26 protein-coding genes are annotated in these 22,147 nt (G+C 59.8%); 12 read left to right on the plus strand and 14 right to left on the minus strand.

Going from position 1 to position 22,147, the window contains the following annotated elements:
* Positions 1 to 168: 168 nt before the first annotated feature.
* From mtnC to aroC, 5 genes are all read right to left on the minus strand, one after another.
* Positions 169 to 852, minus strand: coding sequence for an acireductone synthase (gene mtnC, locus JOE29_RS15375; RefSeq protein ID WP_074953135.1), 684 nt, complete (start codon positions 850 to 852; stop codon positions 169 to 171).
* 16 nt (positions 853 to 868) lie between these two features.
* A complete protein-coding gene (locus JOE29_RS15380; protein WP_074953132.1) occupies positions 869 to 1,414 on the minus strand; it encodes an acireductone dioxygenase in 546 nt (181 codons plus the stop codon).
* Positions 1,415 to 1,494: 80 nt separating this feature from the next.
* Positions 1,495 to 2,109 carry a methylthioribulose 1-phosphate dehydratase gene (locus tag JOE29_RS15385; RefSeq protein WP_003405783.1) on the minus strand — a complete coding sequence of 205 codons (615 nt, stop codon included), beginning with the start codon at positions 2,107 to 2,109 and terminating at the stop codon, positions 1,495 to 1,497.
* Positions 2,106 to 3,269: an MFS transporter gene (locus tag JOE29_RS15390; RefSeq protein WP_010425964.1), complete on the minus strand. Its 1,164-nt coding sequence runs from the start codon at positions 3,267 to 3,269 to the stop codon at positions 2,106 to 2,108. Before JOE29_RS15390 ends, JOE29_RS15385 begins: the two co-directional genes overlap by 4 nt.
* Positions 3,270 to 3,299: 30 nt before the next feature.
* Positions 3,300 to 4,391, minus strand: a complete 1,092-nt coding sequence (gene aroC / locus JOE29_RS15395; protein ID WP_044311660.1) for a chorismate synthase — start codon at positions 4,389 to 4,391, stop codon at positions 3,300 to 3,302.
* A gap of 141 nt (positions 4,392 to 4,532) precedes the next feature.
* On the opposite strand from aroC, the gene JOE29_RS15400 reads away from it, so the two are divergent.
* Both JOE29_RS15400 and JOE29_RS15405 read left to right on the plus strand, forming a co-directional pair.
* Complete coding sequence (locus JOE29_RS15400) at positions 4,533 to 5,561, plus strand: alpha/beta hydrolase (protein ID WP_210079675.1); 1,029 nt, start codon at positions 4,533 to 4,535, stop codon at positions 5,559 to 5,561.
* Positions 5,562 to 5,694: 133 nt separating this feature from the next.
* Positions 5,695 to 6,498: a hypothetical protein gene (locus JOE29_RS15405; protein ID WP_003396390.1), complete on the plus strand. Its 804-nt coding sequence runs from the start codon at positions 5,695 to 5,697 to the stop codon at positions 6,496 to 6,498.
* A gap of 74 nt (positions 6,499 to 6,572) precedes the next feature.
* On the opposite strand, the gene prmB is transcribed toward JOE29_RS15405, so the two are convergent.
* Positions 6,573 to 7,481, minus strand: a complete 909-nt coding sequence (gene prmB / locus JOE29_RS15410; RefSeq protein WP_103363379.1) for a 50S ribosomal protein L3 N(5)-glutamine methyltransferase — start codon at positions 7,479 to 7,481, stop codon at positions 6,573 to 6,575.
* Positions 7,482 to 7,742: 261 nt separating this feature from the next.
* Here prmB and JOE29_RS15415 point away from each other — a divergent pair, with 261 nt between their 5' ends.
* The 3 genes from JOE29_RS15415 to JOE29_RS15425 all read left to right on the plus strand — a co-directional run bounded on the left by JOE29_RS15415 (position 7,743) and on the right by JOE29_RS15425 (position 9,402).
* Entirely contained in the window at positions 7,743 to 8,333 is a 591-nt protein-coding gene (locus JOE29_RS15415) for a cysteine hydrolase family protein (protein WP_003315142.1), read from the plus strand.
* A gap of 148 nt (positions 8,334 to 8,481) precedes the next feature.
* Positions 8,482 to 8,799: a hypothetical protein gene (locus tag JOE29_RS15420; RefSeq protein WP_003396385.1), complete on the plus strand. Its 318-nt coding sequence runs from the start codon at positions 8,482 to 8,484 to the stop codon at positions 8,797 to 8,799.
* A 45-nt stretch (positions 8,800 to 8,844) separates the two neighbouring features.
* Positions 8,845 to 9,402: a Smr/MutS family protein gene (locus tag JOE29_RS15425; protein ID WP_003315144.1), complete on the plus strand. Its 558-nt coding sequence runs from the start codon at positions 8,845 to 8,847 to the stop codon at positions 9,400 to 9,402.
* Positions 9,403 to 9,867: 465 nt separating this feature from the next.
* Here JOE29_RS15425 and JOE29_RS15430 read toward each other — a convergent pair whose 3' ends face one another.
* Complete coding sequence (locus JOE29_RS15430) at positions 9,868 to 10,035, minus strand: hypothetical protein (RefSeq protein WP_003405800.1); 168 nt, start codon at positions 10,033 to 10,035, stop codon at positions 9,868 to 9,870.
* A 91-nt stretch (positions 10,036 to 10,126) separates the two neighbouring features.
* Positions 10,127 to 10,336, minus strand: a complete 210-nt coding sequence (locus JOE29_RS15435) for a hypothetical protein (RefSeq protein ID WP_003343114.1) — start codon at positions 10,334 to 10,336, stop codon at positions 10,127 to 10,129.
* A 488-nt stretch (positions 10,337 to 10,824) separates the two neighbouring features.
* On the opposite strand from JOE29_RS15435, the gene folE reads away from it, so the two are divergent.
* Positions 10,825 to 11,370, plus strand: a complete 546-nt coding sequence (folE, locus tag JOE29_RS15440; protein ID WP_003343112.1) for a GTP cyclohydrolase I FolE — start codon at positions 10,825 to 10,827, stop codon at positions 11,368 to 11,370.
* 73 nt (positions 11,371 to 11,443) lie between these two features.
* Positions 11,444 to 11,821: a glutathione S-transferase N-terminal domain-containing protein gene (locus tag JOE29_RS15445; protein ID WP_003315148.1), complete on the plus strand. Its 378-nt coding sequence runs from the start codon at positions 11,444 to 11,446 to the stop codon at positions 11,819 to 11,821.
* Positions 11,822 to 11,842: 21 nt separating this feature from the next.
* On the opposite strand, the gene JOE29_RS15450 is transcribed toward JOE29_RS15445, so the two are convergent.
* From JOE29_RS15450 to JOE29_RS15460, 3 genes are read right to left on the minus strand one after another with little or no spacing between them, the layout of a single operon-like run.
* Entirely contained in the window at positions 11,843 to 12,229 is a 387-nt protein-coding gene (locus JOE29_RS15450) for a lysozyme inhibitor LprI family protein (RefSeq protein WP_210079676.1), read from the minus strand.
* A gap of 30 nt (positions 12,230 to 12,259) precedes the next feature.
* Complete coding sequence (locus tag JOE29_RS15455) at positions 12,260 to 12,862, minus strand: glutathione S-transferase family protein (RefSeq protein WP_003315150.1); 603 nt, start codon at positions 12,860 to 12,862, stop codon at positions 12,260 to 12,262.
* Between the two features lie 39 nt (positions 12,863 to 12,901).
* Entirely contained in the window at positions 12,902 to 14,068 is a 1,167-nt protein-coding gene (locus JOE29_RS15460; RefSeq protein ID WP_074953124.1) for a PLP-dependent aminotransferase family protein, read from the minus strand.
* An 82-nt stretch (positions 14,069 to 14,150) separates the two neighbouring features.
* Here JOE29_RS15460 and JOE29_RS15465 point away from each other — a divergent pair, with 82 nt between their 5' ends.
* Both JOE29_RS15465 and JOE29_RS15470 read left to right on the plus strand, forming a co-directional pair.
* Positions 14,151 to 14,621 carry a MarR family transcriptional regulator gene (locus JOE29_RS15465; RefSeq protein ID WP_003423460.1) on the plus strand — a complete coding sequence of 157 codons (471 nt, stop codon included), beginning with the start codon at positions 14,151 to 14,153 and terminating at the stop codon, positions 14,619 to 14,621.
* Positions 14,622 to 14,737: 116 nt separating this feature from the next.
* Positions 14,738 to 15,931, plus strand: a complete 1,194-nt coding sequence (locus tag JOE29_RS15470; protein ID WP_029573361.1) for a benzoate/H(+) symporter BenE family transporter — start codon at positions 14,738 to 14,740, stop codon at positions 15,929 to 15,931.
* Between the two features lie 28 nt (positions 15,932 to 15,959).
* On the opposite strand, the gene JOE29_RS15475 is transcribed toward JOE29_RS15470, so the two are convergent.
* Positions 15,960 to 16,895, minus strand: coding sequence for an LD-carboxypeptidase (locus tag JOE29_RS15475; RefSeq protein WP_210079677.1), 936 nt, complete (start codon positions 16,893 to 16,895; stop codon positions 15,960 to 15,962).
* A 404-nt stretch (positions 16,896 to 17,299) separates the two neighbouring features.
* Here JOE29_RS15475 and JOE29_RS15480 point away from each other — a divergent pair, with 404 nt between their 5' ends.
* Positions 17,300 to 18,307, plus strand: a complete 1,008-nt coding sequence (locus tag JOE29_RS15480; RefSeq protein WP_003315157.1) for an NADP-dependent oxidoreductase — start codon at positions 17,300 to 17,302, stop codon at positions 18,305 to 18,307.
* Between the two features lie 77 nt (positions 18,308 to 18,384).
* On the opposite strand, the gene pyrF is transcribed toward JOE29_RS15480, so the two are convergent.
* Complete coding sequence (gene pyrF, locus JOE29_RS15485; RefSeq protein ID WP_016567669.1) at positions 18,385 to 19,083, minus strand: orotidine-5'-phosphate decarboxylase; 699 nt, start codon at positions 19,081 to 19,083, stop codon at positions 18,385 to 18,387.
* 291 nt (positions 19,084 to 19,374) lie between these two features.
* Between pyrF and eat the strand changes: the two genes are divergently transcribed.
* Both eat and JOE29_RS15495 read left to right on the plus strand, forming a co-directional pair.
* A complete protein-coding gene (gene eat / locus JOE29_RS15490) occupies positions 19,375 to 20,739 on the plus strand; it encodes an ethanolamine permease (protein WP_003423452.1) in 1,365 nt (454 codons plus the stop codon).
* A 118-nt stretch (positions 20,740 to 20,857) separates the two neighbouring features.
* Positions 20,858 to 21,025, plus strand: coding sequence for a DUF2897 family protein (locus JOE29_RS15495; RefSeq protein ID WP_003315162.1), 168 nt, complete (start codon positions 20,858 to 20,860; stop codon positions 21,023 to 21,025).
* 38 nt (positions 21,026 to 21,063) lie between these two features.
* Here the strand turns inward: JOE29_RS15495 and JOE29_RS15500 are convergent, their stop codons facing one another.
* Positions 21,064 to 21,903, minus strand: a complete 840-nt coding sequence (locus JOE29_RS15500) for a transporter substrate-binding domain-containing protein (RefSeq protein ID WP_004418445.1) — start codon at positions 21,901 to 21,903, stop codon at positions 21,064 to 21,066.
* Between the last annotated feature and the right edge of the window lie 244 nt (positions 21,904 to 22,147).

A 22,147-nucleotide genomic window follows, 5' to 3' on the forward strand; every position in this document is an offset into this window, starting at 1 on the left:
CGAATAATCACGTTGAAAAACGGCGAACAGAACAAACAGATTCAACGTACTTTCGACCAGGCAATCGCTCACCAAAAAGCAGGAAATGCCTTACAAAAGAAGTGTTTAAGCGTTGGACTTCGATGCAGCGGCATCAGGACGATGCCGCGCACAGCGGGCGGGAGTTTTCTAGAAAGAGGCTGGATCGATAAGCGCAAAACTGGCCACATACGTGTGCCCGGCAAGCGCCCCGCCATCACGCGCAAGACCACAGGTGGCCATGCCGGCGGCTTTTGCAGCGTCAAGCTCTTCGACGATATCCGACAGGAACAGAATGTCCTCGGCAGGACAGTCCATTGCCTGCGCAATGGTCCGGTAGGACTGCGCTTCGCGCTTGGGGCCGGACGTCGTATCGAAGTAACCACTGAACAGGCCGGACAGATCGCCTGCCTCGGAACAGCCGAAAATCAATTGCTGAGCCTGAATCGAGCCCGAGGAATAAACGTAAAGCCGGTAACCCTGTTGATGCCAGCGCTTCAAGGCATCGACAGCATCCGGATAAACATGGCCCTTGAGCTGTCCGGCGTTGTAGCCCTGCTCCCAGACCATCCCCTGCAGAGCCTTGAGCGGCGTGGCCTTGCGATCTTCGGCGATCCATTCCAGCAATATTGCAATGACGCGCTCGACCTCAGCGTCAGGCTCACCGGCCTGGTCACGCACCGCCTGCAGCTGCTGCGCCACAGCCGGTTGCTCGGCATGTTCGCGAACGAATGCGGGCAGGTGCTTTCTGGCGAACGGAAACAGCACGTCGAAAACGAAACTCACTGCACTGGTGGTGCCTTCGATATCCGTGAGGATAGCTTTGATGGGCATCAGAATGGGGCTCCTGTCAGTCTTCCAGCCGTGGAAAACGGCCGGCAATGTCTTCACCGGTAAAATTGGCCACCCAGCCTTCCGGGTTGTTGAACAGGCGGATGGCCACGAAGTGCGGGTTCTCGCCCATATCGAACCAGTGCCGCGTGCCGGCCGGTACGGAAATCAGGTCGTTTTTTTCGCACAGCACGGCGTACACATAGTCGTCGATGTGCAAGGTGAACAAGCCCCGCCCGGCGACGAAAAAGCGTACTTCGTCTTCGCCGTGGCGGTGCTCTTCAAGAAACCTGGCGCGCAATTCGGCTTTTTGCGGGTGATCGCTGTTGAGACTGATGACGTCCACGGTGACATAACCGCGTTCGGTCATCAGCTTGTCGATCTGCGTGCGATAGGCGCTGATCACCTCTTCCTGACTGGCACCGGGAGTGATCGGCGTCGCGGCTTCCCAACGGTCGAACGCCACGCCGTGCTCGGCCAGTGTCGACGCGATGTCTTCCAGATGGGTCAGCACCTTGTTGGGCATATCAGGGCTTGAAACGTGATAAACGGACAGGCTGCTCATGCGTGAATCCTCGGTTTGGTGCAACGCCTTCCGGCTTTTACAGGCCGGTCAGGCTTACAGACTGGTTTGGCAAGACGTTGTCAGCGGTTCATTACCGCGCGCATTTTCAGTTCGCATTCGAACAGGAACTCGAACGCTTCGATCTGGCGCAAGGCGTCGCTCATTTTAGCCCCCCAGGTGTAGAGGCCATGACCGCGGATCAGGTAGCCGGCGCACTCGGGATGGGTGTCCAGCCAAGGCTGCACCTTTGCCGCGAGACGGGCAATGTCCTGATCGTTGTCGAAAATCGGTACCACGACCTGCGACTCGTGAGTGACCACGCCGCTAAAGGCCTTCTGCAGCTCGTAATCCTCGAACACCAGATGATCGGCCGTGGTCAGCCTCGACAACACGGTCGCGTTCACCGAATGGGTGTGCAGCACCGCGCCGACTTGCGGCCTGCAGCTGTACAGCTGGGTATGCAGCAAGGTTTCGGCGGACGGCTTTTTACCGGGCTCCAGACTGTTGCCAGCCAGATCGGTGGCCAGCACATCATCAGGGCCCAACTGGCCCTTGTGCTTGCCGGACACGGTCAACAGCGCCTCGCTGGCAGAAAGGCGCGCGGAATAATTGCTGCTGGTGGCAGGCGACCAGCCTCGGCCATACAGAAAACGCCCGGCTTCGATGATCTCCAGGCTCAATTGTTCGCGGCTCATACACCTTCCTCTTTCTTGGGTGTGACAATCATGACGGCAGCGGCAAACGCTGCAAGGCTGGCAATGGCAAAGGTCCAGGTCGGCCCCAGCGCGTTCCAGCTGTAACCGGAATACAGAGCGCCTAACGCCCCACCGACCCCGGACAAGGCGGCATAAAGCGCTTGCCCTTGACCTTGTTGACGCGGACCGAAGCTACTTTGCACGAAATGAATGGCAGCGGCGTGAAAGCTGCCGAACGTGGCGGCGTGCATCACTTGGGCAATCAGCAGTGCGGTGAGGTGATCGGCAAACAGGCCCAGCAGCAGCCAGCGCAATGCGGCCAGCAGGAAGCTGGCGAACAGTACCTGGCGCACGGTAAAGCGCTGCAGAATCCGGCTCATGACCATGAACATCAGCACTTCAGCCACCACGCCGACCGCCCATAGCACGCCGATCAGGCCGCGGCTGTAACCGAGTTCTTCGAGGTGAAGGGTCAAGAAGGTGTAGTACGGGCCATGGCTGAGCACCATCAGCGCGACACTGAGGTAGAACGCCCATACACCGGGGCGCGCCAGTTGCCTGAGAAAACCGCCCGCCCCGGCTTCGCGGCTCGACGGTGCGGGATGCGCATTCGGCACCCACCAGCTGCTGACAACGATACCGGACATGATCGCCAGCGCGATGTAGGGAAACAGGTCCAGGCTGAACCATTCGAATACCCGCCCCAGCACCACGACGGCCAGAATGAAACCGATCGAGCCCCACAGGCGGATCTGGCTGTAACGCGAGGTCTGGCCTTGCAGGTGTGCGAGGGTGATGACTTCGAACTGCGGCAGGACGGCGTGCCAGAAGAACGCATAGAGCGCCATGACCATCGCCAGCCAGGCATAGCTTTTTTCGACCAGAATCAGCGAAAACGCCAGCAACGTGCAGATGGCGCCAGACCGCACAATGGTCAGACGCCAACCGGTGTGATCACCCAGCCACCCCCAGAGATTGGGCGCGACGCAGCGCATCAGCATGGGGATGGCGACCAGCTCGCCGATCCGTGCGCTGGAAAAACCCAGATGATGCAGGTAAAGGGCCATGAACGGCGCCGACAGGCCCAGCAAGGCGAAATAGCATACGTAGAACCCGGACAGCCGCCAGTAAGGCAGCTGTCCGCCGGCAGGTTGCGCCACGCTAGCAGTCCGCAACCGTGACGGCGTGCATTACACCTGCCCCAGCACAGGTGTGTTGACGCTGACGTCGGCGTTCTGACCGCGATGACGCAACAAGTGATCGAGCAGAACGATGGCCATCATTGCCTCGGCAATCGGCGTGGCACGGATGCCGACACACGGGTCATGCCGACCCTTGGTGATGACGTCGGCGGCGTTGCCATCGACATCGATCGAACGTCCTGGCGTGGTGATGCTGGACGTCGGCTTGAGCGCCAGGTGCGCGATGATCGGCTGGCCGGAGGAAATGCCGCCGAGTATGCCGCCCGCGTGATTGGACAGGAAACCCTGTGGCGTCATCTCGTCGCGGTGCTCGGTGCCGCGCTGGGCAACACAGTCGAAACCGGCACCGATTTCCACACCCTTGACCGCGTTGATGCTCATCAGCGCATGGGCGAGTTCAGCGTCCAGACGATCGAAGATCGGCTCACCGAGACCCGGCATTACGCCTTCTGCGACCACGGTGATTTTCGCACCGACCGAGTCCTGATCACGTCGCAGCTGGTCCATGTAGGCTTCCAGTTCCGGCACCTTGTCAGGGTCGGGGCAGAAAAACGCATTGTTCTCTACCGAATCCCAGGTCTTGAACGGGATCTGGATCGGGCCCAGCTGGCTCATGTAGCCGCGAATGACGATGCCCTCGCTTGCCAGATACTTCTTGGCAATCGCGCCTGCAGCCACACGCATGGCGGTTTCCCTTGCCGAACTGCGTCCGCCACCGCGGTAGTCGCGGATGCCGTACTTGTGGTGATAGGTGTAATCGGCGTGGGCCGGGCGGAACAGGTCTTTGATCGCCGAATAGTCCTTGGATTTCTGATCGGTGTTGCGGATCAGCAGGCCGATGGACGCACCGGTTGTCTTGCCCTCGAAGACCCCCGAGAGAATCTCGACTTCATCGGCCTCCTGACGCTGCGTGGTGTGGCGGCTGGTGCCCGGCTTGCGCCGGTCGAGGTCGCGCTGCAGGTCTTGCAGGTCCAGCTCCAGCCCCGGCGGGCAGCCGTCGACGATAGCGACCAGCGCCGGGCCGTGGCTTTCGCCGGCGGTGGTGACAGTGAACAGCTTGCCGAAAGTGTTGCCGGACATGCGGGCGCTCCGAAAAATCAGCCAAAAAACCAGATCGTTAAACCAAGCGCGCCAGTATACGCAGGCTCGCGGTTCAGTTCATCCTCGAACCTTCTGTCACGGCGTGCGTCCAAGCGTGACTCCCCCAATGATGGCCTTGCGATGTTATCCGGTATTTCCCTGCTCCGAGTTCCCAATGCGCTGCGTCTGCTGGCCCTGCCGATAACCCTGATCCTGAGTCTGGCCGCCGCAACCGCCAGCGCTGCGGCGCCCAGCGCGGTGCAGCGACCGATAAGCGTGGACACCGAAAACGGCAAGCTGTACGGCACGCTGCTCATGCCGCGTTCCGACAAACCGGTGCCGGTGGTGCTGATCGTCGCCGGTTCCGGCCCCACTGACCGCGACGGCAACAACCCGGAAGGTGGACGTAACGACAGCATGAAGCGCCTCGCGGTGATCCTGGCCAGCAACAATATCGCCAGCGTGCGCTACGACAAACGCGGCGTCGCGGCCAGCAAGGCGGTTACACCGGATGAACGCAACCTGAGTGTCGAGCGCTACGTGGCCGATGTGCAGCTCTGGGCCAGAGCGCTGAAAGCCAACCCGCGCCTGGGCCAGCTGATTCTGTTGGGCCACAGCGAAGGTGCGCTGGTGGCGACGCTGGCAGCTAAAAAGGTAGGTGCAGCCGCACTGATTTCCGTAGCCGGCACCGGACGACCGGTGGATCAGGTCCTGCGCGAACAGTTTCAGGAGCGCCTGCCACCGGACCTGCTGCAGCGCAGCGATCAGTTGCTCGACGAACTCAAGGCCGGCAAGACCGATGACAACGTGCCCGCCGAGCTGGAAGTGGTCTTCCGCCCCAGTGTCCAGCCTTACCTGATCTCGCTGTTCCGCCAGGACCCGGCGGCGGCTTTCGGTGCTTTGCACATTCCGGCGCTGATCGTTCAGGGTCGCAACGACATTCAGGTCGGTGTGGGTGACGCCCTGCTGCTGCAGAAAGCCAAACCGGATGCCCAACTGGCCCTGATCGACGGCATGAATCATGTACTGCGCATCGTCCCGGACGATTTGCAGCAGCAACTGCTCTCCTACCGCAATCCGACCCAACCGCTGGCCAGCGAAGTGACCGAGCGGATCCTGAGCTTCATCAAGGCGCAGCCCCACCCGGAAAAAAGATCTGACGCGCGCTAGTTAAAAGTCCTTCAGTCCTGGCGAATCTGGCCGATAGCAATGTGCTGGCCCTGTGTTCCGGCACCTTAGTGTTTCGGCACCTTTATGCCCCGGCAAACGTGCCCCGGGGCAAGGCCCAGGAAAGGACACCCTTATGACAGACGCAAATACCATGACTGAAACCCTCGCAGAACCGGCCAGCGCAGAAGTTGCAGTGCCGGTGCCCCCGCAGCCGTGGGAAGACGTTCTGCCCGAAAGCTTTCAAATGCTGCGTCTGTCGCCACTGCCCACCGACCGTGCTACCGGCGGCCGCCCTCTGCGCTTCGTACAGTTCGGCCGTGCCGAGCGGCACAGCAAGGCATTGAGCCTGCTGCGCATCACGGTGCAATTGCCAGGTCAGCGGGTCCGCAAGGAACAGAACCATCTGGATATCTGGGCCGACCACGAAAAACGCATGGTGCGCTTCGGTCCCGAGTCAGGCTTGCAGATCGAGCCTTGGAACCGCGGTATCGGACGCTTCATGATTGCTCATGCGGTGCATTGGGCGCAGAAAAGATGGTCTTCCTACAAGATTGAAGGCGTGGCGCTGGCCAGCAAGGACGGTCTGAACGAAGACACACGTCTGCGTCGCGATCACTTTCTGCGCACTCTGGGTTTTGAAGTGACGTATGCCGATGCCCAGCACATGAAAGGCGCGATCAAGGATGTACACGTCGGCAACCTGCACAGCACCTGGAACAACGACAAGGTGCAGATCATCGAGATTCTCGAAGCGTCGCAGATGCTGGAAAAGGCCGAGAAAAATCTGATCGAGCAAGAAGTGACGATACGCCAGCATGAAGACCGGGTCAGCAAATACAAGCGTGAAGACAGCGGCCTGCGCTTCACGATTGCCTGTCTGGTGACCTTCGCGGTATTCCAGGCCGGCCTGCTGATCTGGATCGCGACGCACCGATAAAAGACACGCCGATAAAAAAGGGAGGCTGATATCAGCCTCCCTTTTGTCTCAGCCGCTTATCGCGGCTCTTGACCTCAAACCTTCGACTGGAACAGCGCCTGATGGTCGCGGCACTGTTCTGCCGTGAGCATGAACACGCCATGCCCGCCCCGCTGGAAGTCCAGCCAGGCGAAATCGACCTCCGGGTACAGCGCCTGCACGTGCACCTGGCTATTGCCGACCTCGACGATCAACAGGCCCTTCTCGTTCAGATGATCGGCGGCCTGGGCGAGCATGCGGCGGACCAGGTTCAGACCATCGCTGCCACAGGCCAGCGCCAGCTCTGGCTCATGCTGATACTCGTCGGGCATGTCGGCAAAGTCTTCGGCGTCCACATAAGGCGGGTTGGACACGATCAGGTCAAAGCGCTGACCCGGCAGGCCATCGAATCCGTCGCCCTGAACGGTGTAGACGCGATCCTCCATGCCGTGACGCTCGATGTTCTGATTGGCCACTTCCAGTGCGTCATAGGACAGGTCGGCCAGGGCCACCTCGGCATCGGGAAACACCTCGGCGCAGGCGATACCGATGCAACCGGAGCCTGTACACAGATCGAGAATCCGCGCGGGGTCATCGGCCAGCCAGGGGGCGAAACGCTCTTCGATCAGCTCGGCGATGGGCGAACGCGGGATCAACACGCGGTCATCGACAATGAACGACAGGCCACAGAACCAGGCCTCGCCCAGCAGATACGGGGTTGGCACACGCTCGTCGATGCGCCGCTTGATCAAGCGTTGCAGGTCGGATATTTCGTCGACTTCCAGACGGCAATCCAGGTAGCTGTCGGCAATTTCCCAAGGCAAGTGCAGCGCCCCCAGCACCAGTTGCCGCGCTTCATCCCAGGCATTGTCGGTGCCATGACCGAAAAATACGTCTTCCTCGTGAAAGCGGCTGACGGCCCAGCGTATATGGTCGCGCACGGTACGCAGACGGGAAGTGATCATGGACAAACTCCTTGAAAGGCAACGAACTGCTGTAAGACGAGCCCCGGTGAACAGTCTGGTTACGAACAACGTGCATTCTTCGTACCCGATAGGCGGGGAAGTTTCCATGATTCGTCTACCGCCATCAAGGCAAACCGCCAGCCACCCCCTCCTTCAACTGCCCTGCAGGCCATAAAAACCGTGGCCTGCGATGGTTGCCATTCCCAGAACGCTTCAGCCAGAGGACAATGTGGCAAAAGCCCCACACAAAGGAGCCCGTGAATGTCCGATTTAAAGACCATGTTTCAGCTCAGCGGCCGGGTGCATGCGCCCGCCCATCTGAGTAACGCGACGCTGATCATCATCGACGCGCAAAAAGAATACCTCCGCGGCCCGCTGGCCCTGACCGGCGTCAGGGAAGCGATGGCCAACATCGGCCGGCTGGTCGAGAAGGCTCGTGCGGTCAAGTGCCCGATCGTTCACATCCGCCATCTGGGCACCGTGGGCGGCCCGTTCGACCCACATGGCGAGCGCGGTGAACTGGTGCCGGAGCTGTTGCCGCAGGGCGATGAACACCTGGTCGAGAAACGCCTGCCCAATGCCTTCAATGGCACCGGACTGCATGAACTGCTGCAGAGTCTCGGGCATCTGGACCTGATCGTCTGTGGTTTCATGAGTCATTCGAGTATCAGCACCACGGTTCGCGCCACCAAGGACTACGGTTATCGCTGCACCCTGGTCGACGATGCCTGCGCAACCCGTGACCTGCCGAGCCCGCACGGCGTGGTCAGCGCAGAGGTCGTGCACAGAACCGAGATGGCAATCATGGCCGACAACTTCGCCACCCTGGCGCTGACCAAAGACCTTGTTTGAAGCTGCACGGGTAAGGGAGCATGTGACACCGCTCACATAACCGCCCATCCTGTGCCGTTATGGATCGTCCCGGAGGCGGGAACCACCCCTCCTTCCCCGGGTCAGAGCGCCGATACTCCATTGAGCTGATACCTGTTGAGGAAAAGGCATGAAAACGTCAGATGGTTTCGATGCACGTCGCCTGCGCCCCAGGGGTCAGGGCAACTGGGGCAAACGCATCGGCACGCTGATCGCACTGCTCCTTGTGGTCGCGGGCCTGTTGCTGGCGGTTGCCGGTGCATCCAGCCTCACGGTCCATCCGCAAATGCTGGGCGAACTCAATGCCAGCCCGGGCGGCGCGGCGTTTGTCGCCATCGGCGGATTGCTGGTGCTGTACATCGGCGTCTGGCTGTGGCGCCGCTGCCGTCGTCAGCGTAGTGGCGGCGGCTTGAGCATCTCTTCGCATCTGATGAAAAAACACAACTGACCCCCTCGCCTGAGCGGTTAGAATGGCCTCCTTCGCGGAGGCCCCATGCAAGACGACGATTTTTCCCTGTTCAGAAGCGAGACGCGCGGCGTCAAGCCGCTCAAGCATGAACACGCCGATGTCGGCAAACCCAAGACTGATCGAAAAATGCTCGCCCGCCTGCGCCAGTCTGCAACTGTGCGCACCGACTCGGTGACCGTCGACGGCTTGTCGGATCAATTCGTGATCGATGTCGGCCCTGAAGATGTCCTGAGCTGGTCGCGTGACGGCGTGCAGGAAGGTCAGATGCGCAAGCTCAAACTCGGGCAGATCAGCTTCGAGGGCAGCCTGGACCTGCATGGCATGAGCGTGGAAGTAGCGCGTGAGACGCTGTGGGAATTTCTGGCTGAAGCGACCCGTCTGGAAATACGCTGCGTACGCGTCACTCATGGCAAGGCGGTACGCCTGGACGGCAAGCGACCCATGATCAAGAGCCACGTCAACACCTGGCTGCGTCAGCATTCGCAGGTGCTGGGCTTTTGCTCCTGCCTGGCCAAACACGGCGGTGCAGGTGCGGTGTACGTGATCCTCAGGCGCATCATGATGGAAGGGCGCGACGAGTAGAACCCGCCGCGCCCTTGCAGTCAGTCCGCCCCTCTACGCCGGGCAGCAAGCCGCCGCCCCGCTGGTGACTCAGCGACCCGGGCCAGGACCGCCAGGGCCAGGGCCAGGGCCACCGCCCTCATGATGCCCGCCACCGCCACCGCCATGTCCACCCGGACCAGGCCAGAACGGCCAGCAACCGGAAACCGACGACAGTACAATCGCGAACAACGCTATTTTTGCTACTCGACTCAACATCCGGATTTACTCTCTAGACAGGCAATGGATTGATAACCTGCCTACTCAGACCGCAATGGACCCCGGAAGTGGGTAGCGATCTGGTCGCCAACGTGTAAGCGAGAGGATACAAAAGCTGTAAAAGCGGATTTTTCAGGGCAAACAAAACAACCGCCAGACACAAAAAAGCCATACGACTTTGGACCTGACTCAGACGACTCACTGCCCTGGCATAGCTATCGCAGGCGTTCAGAACCAGACCTTGAATGCAAGCCATGAAAAAACCAGAGCAAATACTGCACCGGATGCAGCAGACACCAGAACGTTTCGTGGTTCATGGGCAGGCATGTTGCGGACCTCGTTGCCCAACTGCTCGAGGTCTTCGCGCATCCGCTTTATGACTTGATCGTGACTCATACTCATCTTCTCTCGAAATGCCGATTCATGCGTTGCGTACACACTTTCGCTTGGTCCAGACTGAATCTCAAGCGCTGCAAGTCGCTGTCCGCTACTGGATACTGGCTGCCTGGAGCTTGTGGATGAAAGCGGCAGCAGTAACGATTACGGTGATCAACCCACCAGCCGCCACAAATGGATAAAAGCTCGTTTCGCGCTGGAGCTTATTGGTCTCCGCGATCATTTTTCGTGCCTCAGCCACAAACTTGTGAACCTCAGCCTGGAGTTTCTCAAGTTCCAGCTCGTCCTTTTGACTCGGCATCCAACCTCCTATCAGACTCTGGCCTGCATCTCACAAGCCGCCTTCATGAAGCAAGGATACGCTTCACATCTGCTTTGCAAACGCTTGAAAAAGCTACGGCGTATTTCATTCCAGCGCTCCAATCAAGGCAACAGAAACGCATGTCGGAGAGCCCAAGCCAAAACGCATGCTCCCTGCATTCGCTTTTCTGCGACACTGAAAAGCACCGGGCTATAGCGCAACGCCGGGCAAAGTCTAAAAACCGGCGCTGATTGCGAAAGCATTACGAGGCCACGGCAGTACAACTGCGAGCACACCTACGCTACCATGTGCCCAATCGCCGGGATAAACCCCGCATTCATCGCCAATCAACGAGATCCGTAGGTTACGTATGCGAAATCGCCCAACTCCACTGGAGCGGGATCGGCAAACGGGACACCAGCTCGATTGGTAAAAAATCGGTACAGCCCCAAACGTACCGCTCTGAAACCTATACGGAATCACCCTCTGTGACACTGGAACAGAATTACACCGCCATCCTCGGGCAACTGGGCGAGGACGTCTCGCGCGAAGGTCTGCTGGACACCCCCAAGCGCGCCGCCAAGGCCATGCAGTATCTGTGTCGCGGTTACACGCAGACCCTGGAAGAAGTGACCAACGGCGCACTGTTCAGCTCCGATGCCAGTGAAATGGTGATGGTCAAGGACATCGAACTGTACTCGCTGTGCGAGCACCACCTGCTGCCGTTCATTGGCAAGGCACATGTGGCCTACATCCCGCAGGGCAAGGTGCTTGGTTTGTCGAAAGTGGCGCGAATCGTCGACATGTATGCGCGCCGTCTGCAGATCCAGGAAAATCTCAGCCGCCAGATCGCCGAGGCTATCCAACAGGTCACCGGCGCGCTGGGTGTAGCGGTGGTAATCGAAGCCAAGCACATGTGCATGATGATGCGTGGCGTCGAGAAGCAGAACTCGGCCATGATCACCTCGGTGATGCTGGGCGAGTTCCGTGAAAACGCGGCCACCCGCAGTGAGTTTCTCAGCCTGATCAAGTGATCGTTCAGCCTGCGTTCACCTGCCATGAGGCAAGCTGAACGCACGGCTGAGCACGCCACCGCCCGCAAGAGGTATGACCTTGTTCATGAAAGCGTTAAGAGTCGGCCTCGGCCAACTCGTCATCGGCATCGATTTCCTGACTCGCCCGAGCAGGAAAAAACGTGACCCGCAGGCCCAAGCGGCTGTCGCTGAAGCGGCTCAGGACCTGACGCTGTATCAGTTTCATGCCTGCCCGTTCTGCGTGAAGACGCGTCGCGCCCTGCGCCGCCTCAATGTTCCGGTCGCGTTGCGCGATGCGAAAAACAACGAGCTCGATCGCCAGACCCTGCTCAACGAGGGCGGCAGGATCAAAGTGCCTTGCCTGCGCATCGAGGAAGGCGACAAAACCGTGTGGATGTATGAATCCAAGGTGATCATCGACTACCTGAACCAGCGCTTCGGAGCGATCTGACGCCTGTTTGCCCGGCGCATCTCAGCGCGGGCAACCTTCCTCGCGACAGGCCACATAGGCTTGCAACTGCTTAAGCCGCACACGGGTCTGCTCGGCCAGGCATTGCGACTGCAGCAAGGGCCAGATAGAGCCTGAGTCCTCGGCCTTGCCCGCCTGATACAGGCAATCGGCATCACGCAGGGCTATCCACTTTCGTTGTGCATCCTTGAGTGCCTGCTTTTTCGCCGGGGTCTTCAACCACGCCATTTGCGCGTTGTACTGTTTGTTTAGATCGGCATCGAGCGCTGCCTGCTCATTGGCCTTGCAGCGGTTCATGCTGGCCTGATTGGCATCGCAGTCCTCAGCCTGGGCCGAGCAGCCGATACCCAGCGCAATGAAAGCGCCCAGAAGTACGATTGGAACGCGCATACATTTCCCTTTGCTCACATGACGGATGTGTCAGTCCAGCATACCGATATAACCCGGCTGCGCCTTGACCCGATCCAGCCAACGGCGGATCCCGGTATAGGGTGCCAGATCGAAACCGCCCTGATGCGCGACGTGGGTGTAGGCATACAAGGCAATGTCGGCGATGGAAAAATTCTCGCCGACCAGAAACGGCGTACGGTCGAGCTGCTGCTCCATGACTGCCAGTGCGCGATAGCCGGCCTTCTGCATGGCGCGGTACTCGGTCATGCGTTCGGCCGGCAGGCCCAGATAGAACTGGATGAAACGGGCCACCGCGACCGACGGCTCATGGCTGTATTGTTCGAAAAACTGCCACTGCAGCACCTGGGTGCGCAACCTCGGTTCGCTCGGCAGGTATGAAGAGCCATCAGCCAGAAAGTTGAGAATCGCGTTGGACTCCCACAGGCAAGTGCCGTCTTCCAGCTCCAGCACCGGAATCTTACCGTTGGGGTTCTTTTCCAGAAACGCCGGGGTCTGGGTTTCGCCGTTGAGAATATCCACCGGCATCCACTCGTACTCGCTGCCCAACAGGTTAAGCATCAGCTTGACCTTGTAACAGTTGCCCGAGTTGTAATCGCCATAAACCTTGTACATCAGACTGCTCCCTTGCTGCGTCTATGTTGACGTCTTGAATCAGGCGGCCTGCAGAAGGTGTGCTGCGCGGACCACCGACGCCAGACGTTTTATACCCTCATCGAGCCGTGCAGGGTCGATATGGCTGAAATTGAGCCGCAAGTGACCGTGATTGGCGTCCGGATCGGCAAAGAAAGGTTCGCCCGGCATGAACGCCACATCGTGCGCCAGCGCTGTATCCAGCAAGGTGCGCGTGTCCAGCGGCTGCTTCAGCGTCAACCAGAAGAACAGTCCGCCTTGCGGGCTGTTCCAGGTGGCCAGGTCGGAAAAATACGTTTGCAAGGCGCTCTCGAACGCATCACGACGGCCCCGGTAAAACTCGCACAGCGTCACCAGATGCTCACGATAGTGCTCAGTACCAATCCACTGCAAGGCCTGCCACTGGCCGAGGCGATTGGTATGCAGATCGGCCGACTGTTTCAGACGCAGCAAGTGCGGAAACAGATCGGGGCTGGCGATCAGATAGCCCACTCGCAGGCCCGGCAGCAGCGTCTTGGAAACGGTGCCGGTGTAAATCCAGCTGGCTGTCTTCAAACCGCTGACGATCGGCCTGGCACTGCCGCCATCAAAGCTCAGTTCACGATACGGCTCGTCCTCGATCAACGTGACACCGAACTCGTCAAGCAAGGCCGCAACGGCATCGCGACTGGCCTGGCTGTAGCGCACCGCCGAGGGGTTCTGGAACGTCGGAATGAGGTAAGCGAACGCTGGCGTGTGCTGCTCCAGACGCTGACGCATGGCAAGCAGGTCCGGGCCTTCGGCCTGCAGCGGCACAGTGATGCAGTCGGCGCCGAACAGCTGGAATATCTGCAACGCCGCCAGATAGGTGGGCGCTTCGAGGAGAATTTCGGTGCCTTTGTCGATGTACAGCTTGGCCGCCAGGTCCAGTGTCTGCTGAGAACCACTGACCACCATGACCTGACTGGCGTCGCACTCGATACCCAAGGCACGGGCATCGGCGGCCAGCGCTTCACGCAGCGCAGGTTCGCCCTCGCTCATGCCGTACTGGCCCAGCGCAACAGGCATGTCGGCCCACTCTACTTTGGGCAGCATCGACTCGGCGGGCAGACCACCGGCGAACGACATCACTTCCGGACGCTGAGCGGCGGCGAGGATCTCGCGGATCAGAGAACTTTTCAGACGGGAAACGCGTTCGGAGAAAGCCATGGCAGTTACCTGTAGCCGAGACAATTGGAAATACGTCAAACTGGTTGACTCAAATTACGACGACCAACCCGGATACGTCAACATGCTTGACCTTAAAAAACCTGCCAATCAACAAATGGCCATGGAAGCCTTCTTCTTCGGCTATCAGGCGTTCACTGCCAAGGCTGATGAAATGCTGGCCAGACGCGGCTTCAGTCGTGTGCACCAGCGCATCGTATTTTTCATCGCCCGTTACCCCGGCCTGAGCGTCAAGGAGCTGCTCACCGTATTGGGCGTCAGCAAACAGGCCCTCAATGCCCCGCTGCGCCAGCTGATCGCCATGAATCTGGTGCACAGCGCGGCCCCCGAGAATGACAAGCGCAAACGACTGCTGGGCCTCACCGATGAAGGCGCCCTTTTTGAACAGGGCTTGCGCCGCGAACAGGTCAAACTGCTGCAGCGGGTGTTCGCCGAAGCGGGTCAGGATGCCGTGGATGGCTGGCTGACGGTCAATCGGGCGCTGGGGCAGACCCTGCAATCCGGCGCCTGCCCGACCGGGGCTGACGCCGAGTAAACGCCACGTCTGCAACTGTGCTGGCGTTTACTTGTGTCGCTGTATTGCAAGGCCGAGCGGCCATGCGTTTAGGCTTGGCGCCCTTTGCTAACTGCCCGTTTCAAGGAACGCCCTGCATGAACCAATCCCTCAAGGTGCCATTGCGCCCGCTGACAGACTCATCGCCGTCGGCGGTGGTTGCCGGTTTCATCGCCATGATGACCGGCTGCACCAGTTCGCTGGTGCTGATGTTCCAGGCGGGCCAGGCGGCAGGGCTGAGCAGCGTGCAGATTTCATCCTGGCTGTGGGCGCTGTTCATGGGCATGGCGGTGTGCAGCATCGGCCTCTCGCTGCGCTACCGCATGCCGATTACCGTGGCGTGGTCGACACCCGGCGCCGCCCTGCTGATCACCAGCCTGGGCGGCGTCGGCTACCCGCAGGCCATTGGCGCGTTCATCACCAGCGCGCTGCTGGTGACTCTGTGCGGGGTGACCGGCAGTTTCGAGCGCATCGTGCGGCGCCTGCCAGCCTCGCTGGCCGCGGCTTTGCTGGCAGGAATTCTGTTCCGGATCGGCAGTGAGATTTTTATTGCCGCACAGCACCACACCCGCCTGGTGCTGGGTATGTTTTTCACTTACCTGCTGGTCAAGCGCCTGTCGCCACGCTATTCGGTGCTGCTCGCGCTGCTGGTCGGTATCGGCCTCTCAGGCCTGCTGGGCTTGCTGAACTTTGATGGCCTGGCGCTGGAAGCCGCCATGCCGGTCTGGACCACTCCAGAGTTTTCATGGGCGGCGACGGTCAGCATCGGCATCCCGCTGTTCGTGGTGGCCATGACCTCGCAGAACATGCCCGGTGTGGCCGTGTTGCGAGCCGACGGCTACTTCCCGCCGACCTCACCACTGATATCGGTGACAGGCTTTGCCTCACTGCTCACGGCACCGTTTGGCTGTCACGGGATCAATCTGGCGGCGATCAGTGCCGCCATCTGTACCAGCCCTCATGCCCATGAGGACAAATCCAAACGCTATACAGCGGCGATCTGGTGCGGGATTTTCTATGCAATAGCCGGCATTTTCGGTGCCACCCTGGCGGGTCTGTTCAGTGCGTTCCCCAAGGAACTGATGCTCTCGATTGCTGCGCTGGCGCTGCTCGGATCGATCACCAATGGCCTGACCGTTGCGATGGCCGAACCGAGGGAACGCGAACCCGCCTTGATCACCTTCATGGTCACTGCTTCGGGACTGACGCTGTTCTCCATAGGCTCGGCGTTCTGGGGCATCGTCGCGGGCTTGCTGACCTTACTGATCCTGAACACACGCAAAACCGACTAGGCCAACCACCAGCAGCGTGGCAGAGACATCAGCTACGCGCGGCAGCCGCTACCAACAGGGTTCCGGCGTCGGCATCAAGTATCGCCTGAGTGCCCAGTGGCACTGCCTGATTGAGATCTCCATGGCCTACCGGCAGACCGCCGAGCACCGGGATGCCAAGACTGCCCAGCCGCTCCAGCAGCACATCGGCGGGGCTGATGGTGCGGCCAGTGTTGGCGGCAGGCGTAAATTCGCCGACGGCAACGCCCGCCAGAGACGCAAGAATTCCGCAGTTACCCAAGTGGGTGAGCATGCGGTCGACCCGGTAGGCGGGTTCGTTGACCTCTTCGATGAGCAGGATCGCGCCGCTCAGGTCAGGCATGAACCGCGTACCCACAGAGGTATCGAGGATGCACAGGTTGCCGCCCAACAGCAGGCCCTGTGCGCTACCACCAGTTCTGACCCTGGCCGTTGGCGAGGCCGGATCAGCCTTGAGCAACACCGGCTCGCTACTCATCAGCACATGGCGCATACCACTGACGAACAGGCCGCCTCGTTCCAGCTGCGAAGCGACCGGCCCATGAATGGTCGCCAGGCGCGCGTGGTTCCACAGCGCACCGTGCAACGCGGTGATGTCGGAAAAGCCGGTCACCAGCTTGGGGTCGCGACGCACCGCGTCCATATCCACCTGCTGAACGATCCGTTGTACGCCATAACCCCCGCGAGTGCAGATGACCGCGCGGATTTCCGGATCAGCCAGCGCGGCGTTGAGGTCGGCGAGCCGCTCTTCATCGGTCCCCGAATAGAACGAGTAGCTGCCCAGCGCATTCGGATAGACCCGTGGACGCAGCCCCCACCCTTCGAGTACCGCCACCGCCGCCTGGATCTTGCCGGGGTCCACAGGCCCTGCCGGAGACACCAGTGCCACGGCGTCGCCAGTTCGCAGAGCACCGGGGTGGAGAGTGTTTGAAGAGGTGGCAGGCATAATGTCGTCCAAGCGTTGATCGAACAAGGAATCTAGGTTCTGTACGAAAAGTCGGCGAGCGAAGGTCAGGCAAGGCAAAAACAGGCGAGGAACGGCCGGGGTCGCGCTCGACTCTACGTGTTGTAAATGAGCATTCCGATTGGACTCGCATCCGAGCCTGTTTTTAACGCAGCATCACCGAGCGCAGCCACTTTTCGTGCAGAGCCTAGAGCACTGAGGGGGGGCGACTCAAGCCATATCCGTCATCAGCATGTTTCATCCGCAGATCCGTCTGAACGCCAGCGGCGCAACGGACTCCTATCAACCACATGGATCAAACGGCATTCGCTGGGTGATCGCTTCTTGCCCGAATGGCGCGATGAGCGTTTGAATCCATTCTTGAACCCTTTTCAGGAGACCCTGCCATGACCGATCTTTCCAACCGCCAGTTCCTGCTCGCCAAGCGCCCTTCGGGCGATGCGCGCCGTGATGACTTCACCTATCAGGAAGCCGCGGTCAGCGCACTTGCCGACGGGCAGATTCTGGTCAGGAACAAATACCTGTCACTGGACCCGGCAATGCGTGGCTGGATGAATGACGGCAAATCCTACATTCCAGCCGTGAAGCTGGGCGAAGTGATGCGCGCCCTCGGCGTGGGTGAAGTACTTGAATCGAAAAACCCCAAGTTCGCCGTAGGTGATCACGTCCAGGGCGCCCTGGGCGTGCAGGACTACTTTGCCGGTGAACCGAAGGGCTTCTACAAGGTAGATACCAGCCTTGCGCCCCTGCCGCTTTATCTATCGGCATTGGGCATGACCGGCATGACTGCCTACCTGGCGCTGCTGGACGTCGGTCAACCGAAAAGCGGTGACACCGTGGTGATTTCCGGTGCGGCAGGTGCTGTCGGCAGCGTGGCCGGGCAGATCGCCAAGCTCAAGGGCTGCCGGGTCGTCGGCATCGCGGGAGGCACGGCAAAATGTCGTCTGCTGACCGAGGAGCTAGGCTTTGACGCAGCCATCGACTACAAATCCGAAGACGTCATGGACGGTCTGAAACGCCACTGCCCGGATGGCGTGAATGTGTACTTCGACAACGTCGGTGGCGACATTCTCGACGCGGCACTCAGCCAGCTGGCGGTCGGCGCGCGCGTCGTGATCTGTGGTGCCATCAGTCAGTACAACAGCACCAAGGCAATCAAAGGCCCGGCCAACTACATGTCGTTGCTGGTCAATCGCGCCCGCATGGAAGGCTTCATCGTACTGGACCACCCGGAGCGCTTTGCAGAAGCGGGCCAGGTCATGGCCGGCTGGATCAAAGAAGGCAAGCTCAAGAGCAAGGAGCACATCGTGGACGGTCTCGAGACGTTCCCGGAAACCTTCCAGATGCTGTTCAGCGGTGAGAATCAGGGCAAGCTGATCTTGAAAGTGGAATAAACCCGCAGGCTTTTCGCAGCGTCACAGCCCTTCTCCGCTATGCGGGTAAAGCGCCGTGACGCTACGCATCCATCCACTCAAGCCAGCTCGGCAACCACCGCCGCCAGAGCTTTAGCCGGGTCAGCCGCCTGGCTGATCGGGCGACCGATGACAAGGTAGTCAGAGCCTGCATCCAGTGCCTGACGAGGGGTCAGGATACGACGCTGATCGTCCTGCGCACTGCCCGCCGGGCGGATGCCAGGTGTCACCAGTTGCAACGACGGGTGAGCGGCTTTCAAGGCCTGCGCTTCCAGCGCCGAGCAGACCAGACCATCCATCCCGGCCTTCTCGGCCAGAGCAGCGAGGCGCAGCACCTGCACCTGCGGGTCGATGTCCAGACCAATACCGGCCAGGTCTTCACGTTCCATGCTGGTCAGAACGGTCACACCGATCAGCAACGGCTGTGGACCGGTGCGCTGCTCAAGCACTTCCCGACAGGCCGCCATCATGCGCAAGCCACCCGAGCAGTGCACATTGACCATCCACACGCCCATCTCGGCCGCCGCCTTGACCGCCATTGCCGTGGTGTTGGGGATGTCGTGGAATTTGAGATCCAGAAACACTTCGAAGCCTCTGTCGCGCAAGGTCTCGACGATGTCGGCCGCACAACTGGTGAACAGTTCCTTGCCGACTTTGACCCTGCACAGCTTGGGATCGAGCTGATCAGCCAGGCGCAAGGCGGCTTCGCGGGTCGGAAAATCCAGGGCGACGATGACAGGAGTCTGGCAGGCGGACATGAGCGTGGTCTCAGGTAAGTCGAAATCGGCGCGCATTGTAGCCGAACCGGCGCACAGGCGGGACCCATAGGTCGGCATTTGTCCAATGGCGGTCTTAAAAGGTCACGATTTCCTGCACCTGCAGCGACCGTCATTGCACTAGCCTGCACCGAATCTGCACAACAAGGTGAATCAGTTCACCCAAACGTTCCACAAACGACCTGTTTTGAAGCAACACGACGTTGAACAGTGCACTGGCACGGCCTCTGCAACAGGATGTTTCAACGATTATCGAATCCCAGGGAGAAAACAATGAGCACACAACTCAAGCCGACGCTCGGCACGATTCATTTATGGGGGATCGCGGTAGGGCTGGTGATTTCCGGCGAATACTTTGGCTGGAGCTACGGCTGGGGCGTCGCGGGTACGTTGGGCTTTTTGGTAACAGCCCTGATGGTTGCCACCATGTACACCTGTTTCATCTTCAGTTTTACCGAACTCACCACGGCCATCCCGCACGCCGGCGGTCCGTTCGCCTACAGCCGTCGCGCCTTTGGCGAAAAAGGCGGACTGATCGCCGGAATGGCCACCCTGATCGAATTCGTCTTTGCACCACCGGCCATTGCCATGGCGATCGGTGCGTACCTTAACGTGCAATACCCGGGTCTTGACCCCAAGCATGCGGCAGTCGGCGCCTACATCGTATTCATGGCGCTCAACATCGTGGGCGTGAAGCTCGCGGCAACTTTCGAGCTGGTGGTGTGCATTCTGGCTGTGGCCGAGTTGCTAGTGTTCATGGGCGTCGTCGCACCTGCATTCAGCTTCAGCAACTTCGCCCTGAACGGCTGGGCCGGTTCACAAACTTTCGGACCCGAAGCCATTGCCGGCATGTTCGCTGCCATCCCCTTTGCCATCTGGTTCTTCCTGGCCATCGAAGGTGCAGCTATGGCCGCCGAAGAAGCCAAGGACCCTAAACGGACCATTCCGAAGGCCTACATCAGTGGCATTCTGACCTTGGTCATTCTGGCTATCGGCGTCATGCTGTTTGCCGGTGGCGTGGGCGACTGGCGCACCCTGGCCAACATCAACGATCCGCTGCCGCAGGCCATGAAAGCCGTGGTCGGTGACAGCTCCGGCTGGCTGCACATGCTGGTGTGGATCGGCCTGTTCGGTCTGGTCGCCAGCTTCCACGGGATCATCATGGGCTACTCGCGCCAGTTCTTCGCCCTCGCCCGCGCTGGCTACCTGCCCGCCTCGCTGGCCAGACTCTCGCGCTTCCAGACACCGCACCGGGCAATCATCGCCGGCGGCCTGATCGGCATCGCCGCGATCTACAGCGACGGGCTGATCAACCTGAGCGGCATGACACTGACCGCTGCAATGATCACCATGGCCGTGTTCGGCGCGATCGTCATGTACATCATGAGCATGCTCAGCCTGTTCAAACTGCGCAAGACCGAGCCTGACCTGGAACGCACGTTCCGCGCCCCCGGTTATCCGGTAGTGCCCGGCATCGCGCTGGCGCTGGCCGTCGTGTGCCTGGTGGCAATGGCCTGGTTCAACGCATTGATCGGCCTGATTTTTCTGGGCCTGATGGCCATCGGCTTCATCTATTTCAGCCTGACCGCCAAATCGCGCGCCGACGCGCCGACCGACGCGATGCTGACCGGGAAGTAGTTGGCAGAATCTTAGGGTTGCGGGCGAATGCTTTCGTACGCACCCCCTTCAGGGCGCATACACTTGAACCATTGGGCAGCTTTGCTGCTCCAACCGGTATCACAACAAGGAGAGCGCTATGCCCTGGTATGCCTGGTTAATTCTGCTCGTAGCCATTGGCTCGGTCGTCGGCGGTCTGATGATGCTGCGCGACACAGCCAAGAAACTGCCCCTCACTGAAGAACAGCTCAAGCGCGTCCATGAGCGCAACGCAGAAATGGATGCCAAGGACGCCAACGACCGTTGAGTGCTTCTGGGTGGCAGGCGCAAAACCTGCCCCCCCTGCTATTTACCGGGCATCTCGGCATTGACCGCAAGCACCTTGATGTGAAGCGGCTCGAAAATCTTCGCCAACTGCCCATCTGCACGCAACCGCTCCAGCAGCTGTTTGAAGTGCGCCACATCGATGCTGCCATTCGGACGCAACAACGCATATTGACGGTAGGTCTGATCGATACGGTCGGACACCATCAGCTGCGCCGCTTCATCCTTGTTATGCGCCATGAAATCAATCAGGTACGAACGGGTAACAGGTGCAATATCGGCGCGGCCGCGCACCACCATCAGCAAGTTACTGTCGTGGGAGTACGTGGAGGTAATACTGAAGTGCTCGCTCAGGTATTTCTGATCGGTGTTGAAGTTGGCAAATCCATAATGATAGCCACTGAACAATGCCAGACGCTTGTCAGCAAAGGTGTCGAAGTAATCCTGCCCGCGTCCTTCCACCCGGCGCGCCACATAGACCTCGGCATCCTCGAGCCCCATATCGATCTGTTCATGGGGAATGTCCTTCCAGCCCCAGTCGGGGTTTTCGAAAACTGCAAGATCGAAACGCCCTTCCGTGAAATCACGAAAACGCCGAGGCACCGATGTCGGAATCATCACGAATTCATATTCGTCCTGCTCGCCATTCAGGGCATCGACCAGCTTGGGTAAAAGGCCAGCGTCCTCACCTTTTTCAGGGCGCACCATGTAAGGGGGGAAATGCACTGCGGCCACCCGCACGATCTGCGCGGCAAAGACCTGCGGCGCTGCCATCAACGGAATGAAGAGCATAACGCCGGTCACAAGCTTGCGCGCCACACCGTCAATTAACACTGCAAGTCTTTTCATAAAACACGACATCAATCAAAGCCGTCCAAACTATGCGGTTTCCGTGATTTAAACAACTGTCAAATCGACGGCGTCAGCGCTCTGCGGTGCGCTTGCAGTATTCATCCAGGCACGTGACAGCCGCCTGCGAGGCACCAATGCAATCACCTGTGGTCACTGTAGAGGCCGTTGTAACAACAAGCATGCCGATGCAAAGCCCAGAGTGTGCGCAACGGGTTAATCTGGCTACGCTGAAGCCATTGACTATCGTAAGGAA

It is taken from the genome of Pseudomonas sp. PvP009, assembly GCF_017832995.1.
Taxonomy (GTDB): Bacteria; Pseudomonadota; Gammaproteobacteria; order Pseudomonadales; family Pseudomonadaceae; genus Aquipseudomonas; species Aquipseudomonas syringae.

Excerpts from the sequence above, each read along its gene's own strand:
- mtnC (WP_074953135.1), bottom strand. The coding sequence starts at position 852 with ATGCCCATCAAAGCTATCCTCACGGATATCGAAGGCACCACCAGTGCA.
- JOE29_RS15380 (WP_074953132.1), bottom strand. The coding sequence starts at position 1,414 with ATGAGCAGCCTGTCCGTTTATCACGTTTCAAGCCCTGATATGCCCAAC.
- JOE29_RS15385 (WP_003405783.1), bottom strand. The coding sequence starts at position 2,109 with ATGAGCCGCGAACAATTGAGCCTGGAGATCATCGAAGCCGGGCGTTTT.
- aroC (WP_044311660.1), bottom strand. The coding sequence starts at position 4,391 with ATGTCCGGCAACACTTTCGGCAAGCTGTTCACTGTCACCACCGCCGGC.
- JOE29_RS15400 (WP_210079675.1), top strand. The coding sequence starts at position 4,533 with ATGTTATCCGGTATTTCCCTGCTCCGAGTTCCCAATGCGCTGCGTCTG.
- JOE29_RS15405 (WP_003396390.1), top strand. The coding sequence starts at position 5,695 with ATGACAGACGCAAATACCATGACTGAAACCCTCGCAGAACCGGCCAGC.
- prmB (WP_103363379.1), bottom strand. The coding sequence starts at position 7,481 with ATGATCACTTCCCGTCTGCGTACCGTGCGCGACCATATACGCTGGGCC.
- JOE29_RS15415 (WP_003315142.1), top strand. The coding sequence starts at position 7,743 with ATGTCCGATTTAAAGACCATGTTTCAGCTCAGCGGCCGGGTGCATGCG.
- JOE29_RS15420 (WP_003396385.1), top strand. The coding sequence starts at position 8,482 with ATGAAAACGTCAGATGGTTTCGATGCACGTCGCCTGCGCCCCAGGGGT.
- JOE29_RS15425 (WP_003315144.1), top strand. The coding sequence starts at position 8,845 with ATGCAAGACGACGATTTTTCCCTGTTCAGAAGCGAGACGCGCGGCGTC.
- JOE29_RS15430 (WP_003405800.1), bottom strand. The coding sequence starts at position 10,035 with ATGAGTCACGATCAAGTCATAAAGCGGATGCGCGAAGACCTCGAGCAG.
- JOE29_RS15435 (WP_003343114.1), bottom strand. The coding sequence starts at position 10,336 with ATGCCGAGTCAAAAGGACGAGCTGGAACTTGAGAAACTCCAGGCTGAG.
- JOE29_RS15445 (WP_003315148.1), top strand. The coding sequence starts at position 11,444 with ATGACCTTGTTCATGAAAGCGTTAAGAGTCGGCCTCGGCCAACTCGTC.
- JOE29_RS15450 (WP_210079676.1), bottom strand. The coding sequence starts at position 12,229 with ATGCGCGTTCCAATCGTACTTCTGGGCGCTTTCATTGCGCTGGGTATC.
- JOE29_RS15455 (WP_003315150.1), bottom strand. The coding sequence starts at position 12,862 with ATGTACAAGGTTTATGGCGATTACAACTCGGGCAACTGTTACAAGGTC.
- JOE29_RS15460 (WP_074953124.1), bottom strand. The coding sequence starts at position 14,068 with ATGGCTTTCTCCGAACGCGTTTCCCGTCTGAAAAGTTCTCTGATCCGC.
- JOE29_RS15465 (WP_003423460.1), top strand. The coding sequence starts at position 14,151 with ATGCTTGACCTTAAAAAACCTGCCAATCAACAAATGGCCATGGAAGCC.
- JOE29_RS15470 (WP_029573361.1), top strand. The coding sequence starts at position 14,738 with ATGAACCAATCCCTCAAGGTGCCATTGCGCCCGCTGACAGACTCATCG.
- JOE29_RS15475 (WP_210079677.1), bottom strand. The coding sequence starts at position 16,895 with ATGCCTGCCACCTCTTCAAACACTCTCCACCCCGGTGCTCTGCGAACT.
- JOE29_RS15480 (WP_003315157.1), top strand. The coding sequence starts at position 17,300 with ATGACCGATCTTTCCAACCGCCAGTTCCTGCTCGCCAAGCGCCCTTCG.
- pyrF (WP_016567669.1), bottom strand. The coding sequence starts at position 19,083 with ATGTCCGCCTGCCAGACTCCTGTCATCGTCGCCCTGGATTTTCCGACC.
- eat (WP_003423452.1), top strand. The coding sequence starts at position 19,375 with ATGAGCACACAACTCAAGCCGACGCTCGGCACGATTCATTTATGGGGG.
- JOE29_RS15495 (WP_003315162.1), top strand. The coding sequence starts at position 20,858 with ATGCCCTGGTATGCCTGGTTAATTCTGCTCGTAGCCATTGGCTCGGTC.
- JOE29_RS15500 (WP_004418445.1), bottom strand. The coding sequence starts at position 21,903 with ATGTCGTGTTTTATGAAAAGACTTGCAGTGTTAATTGACGGTGTGGCG.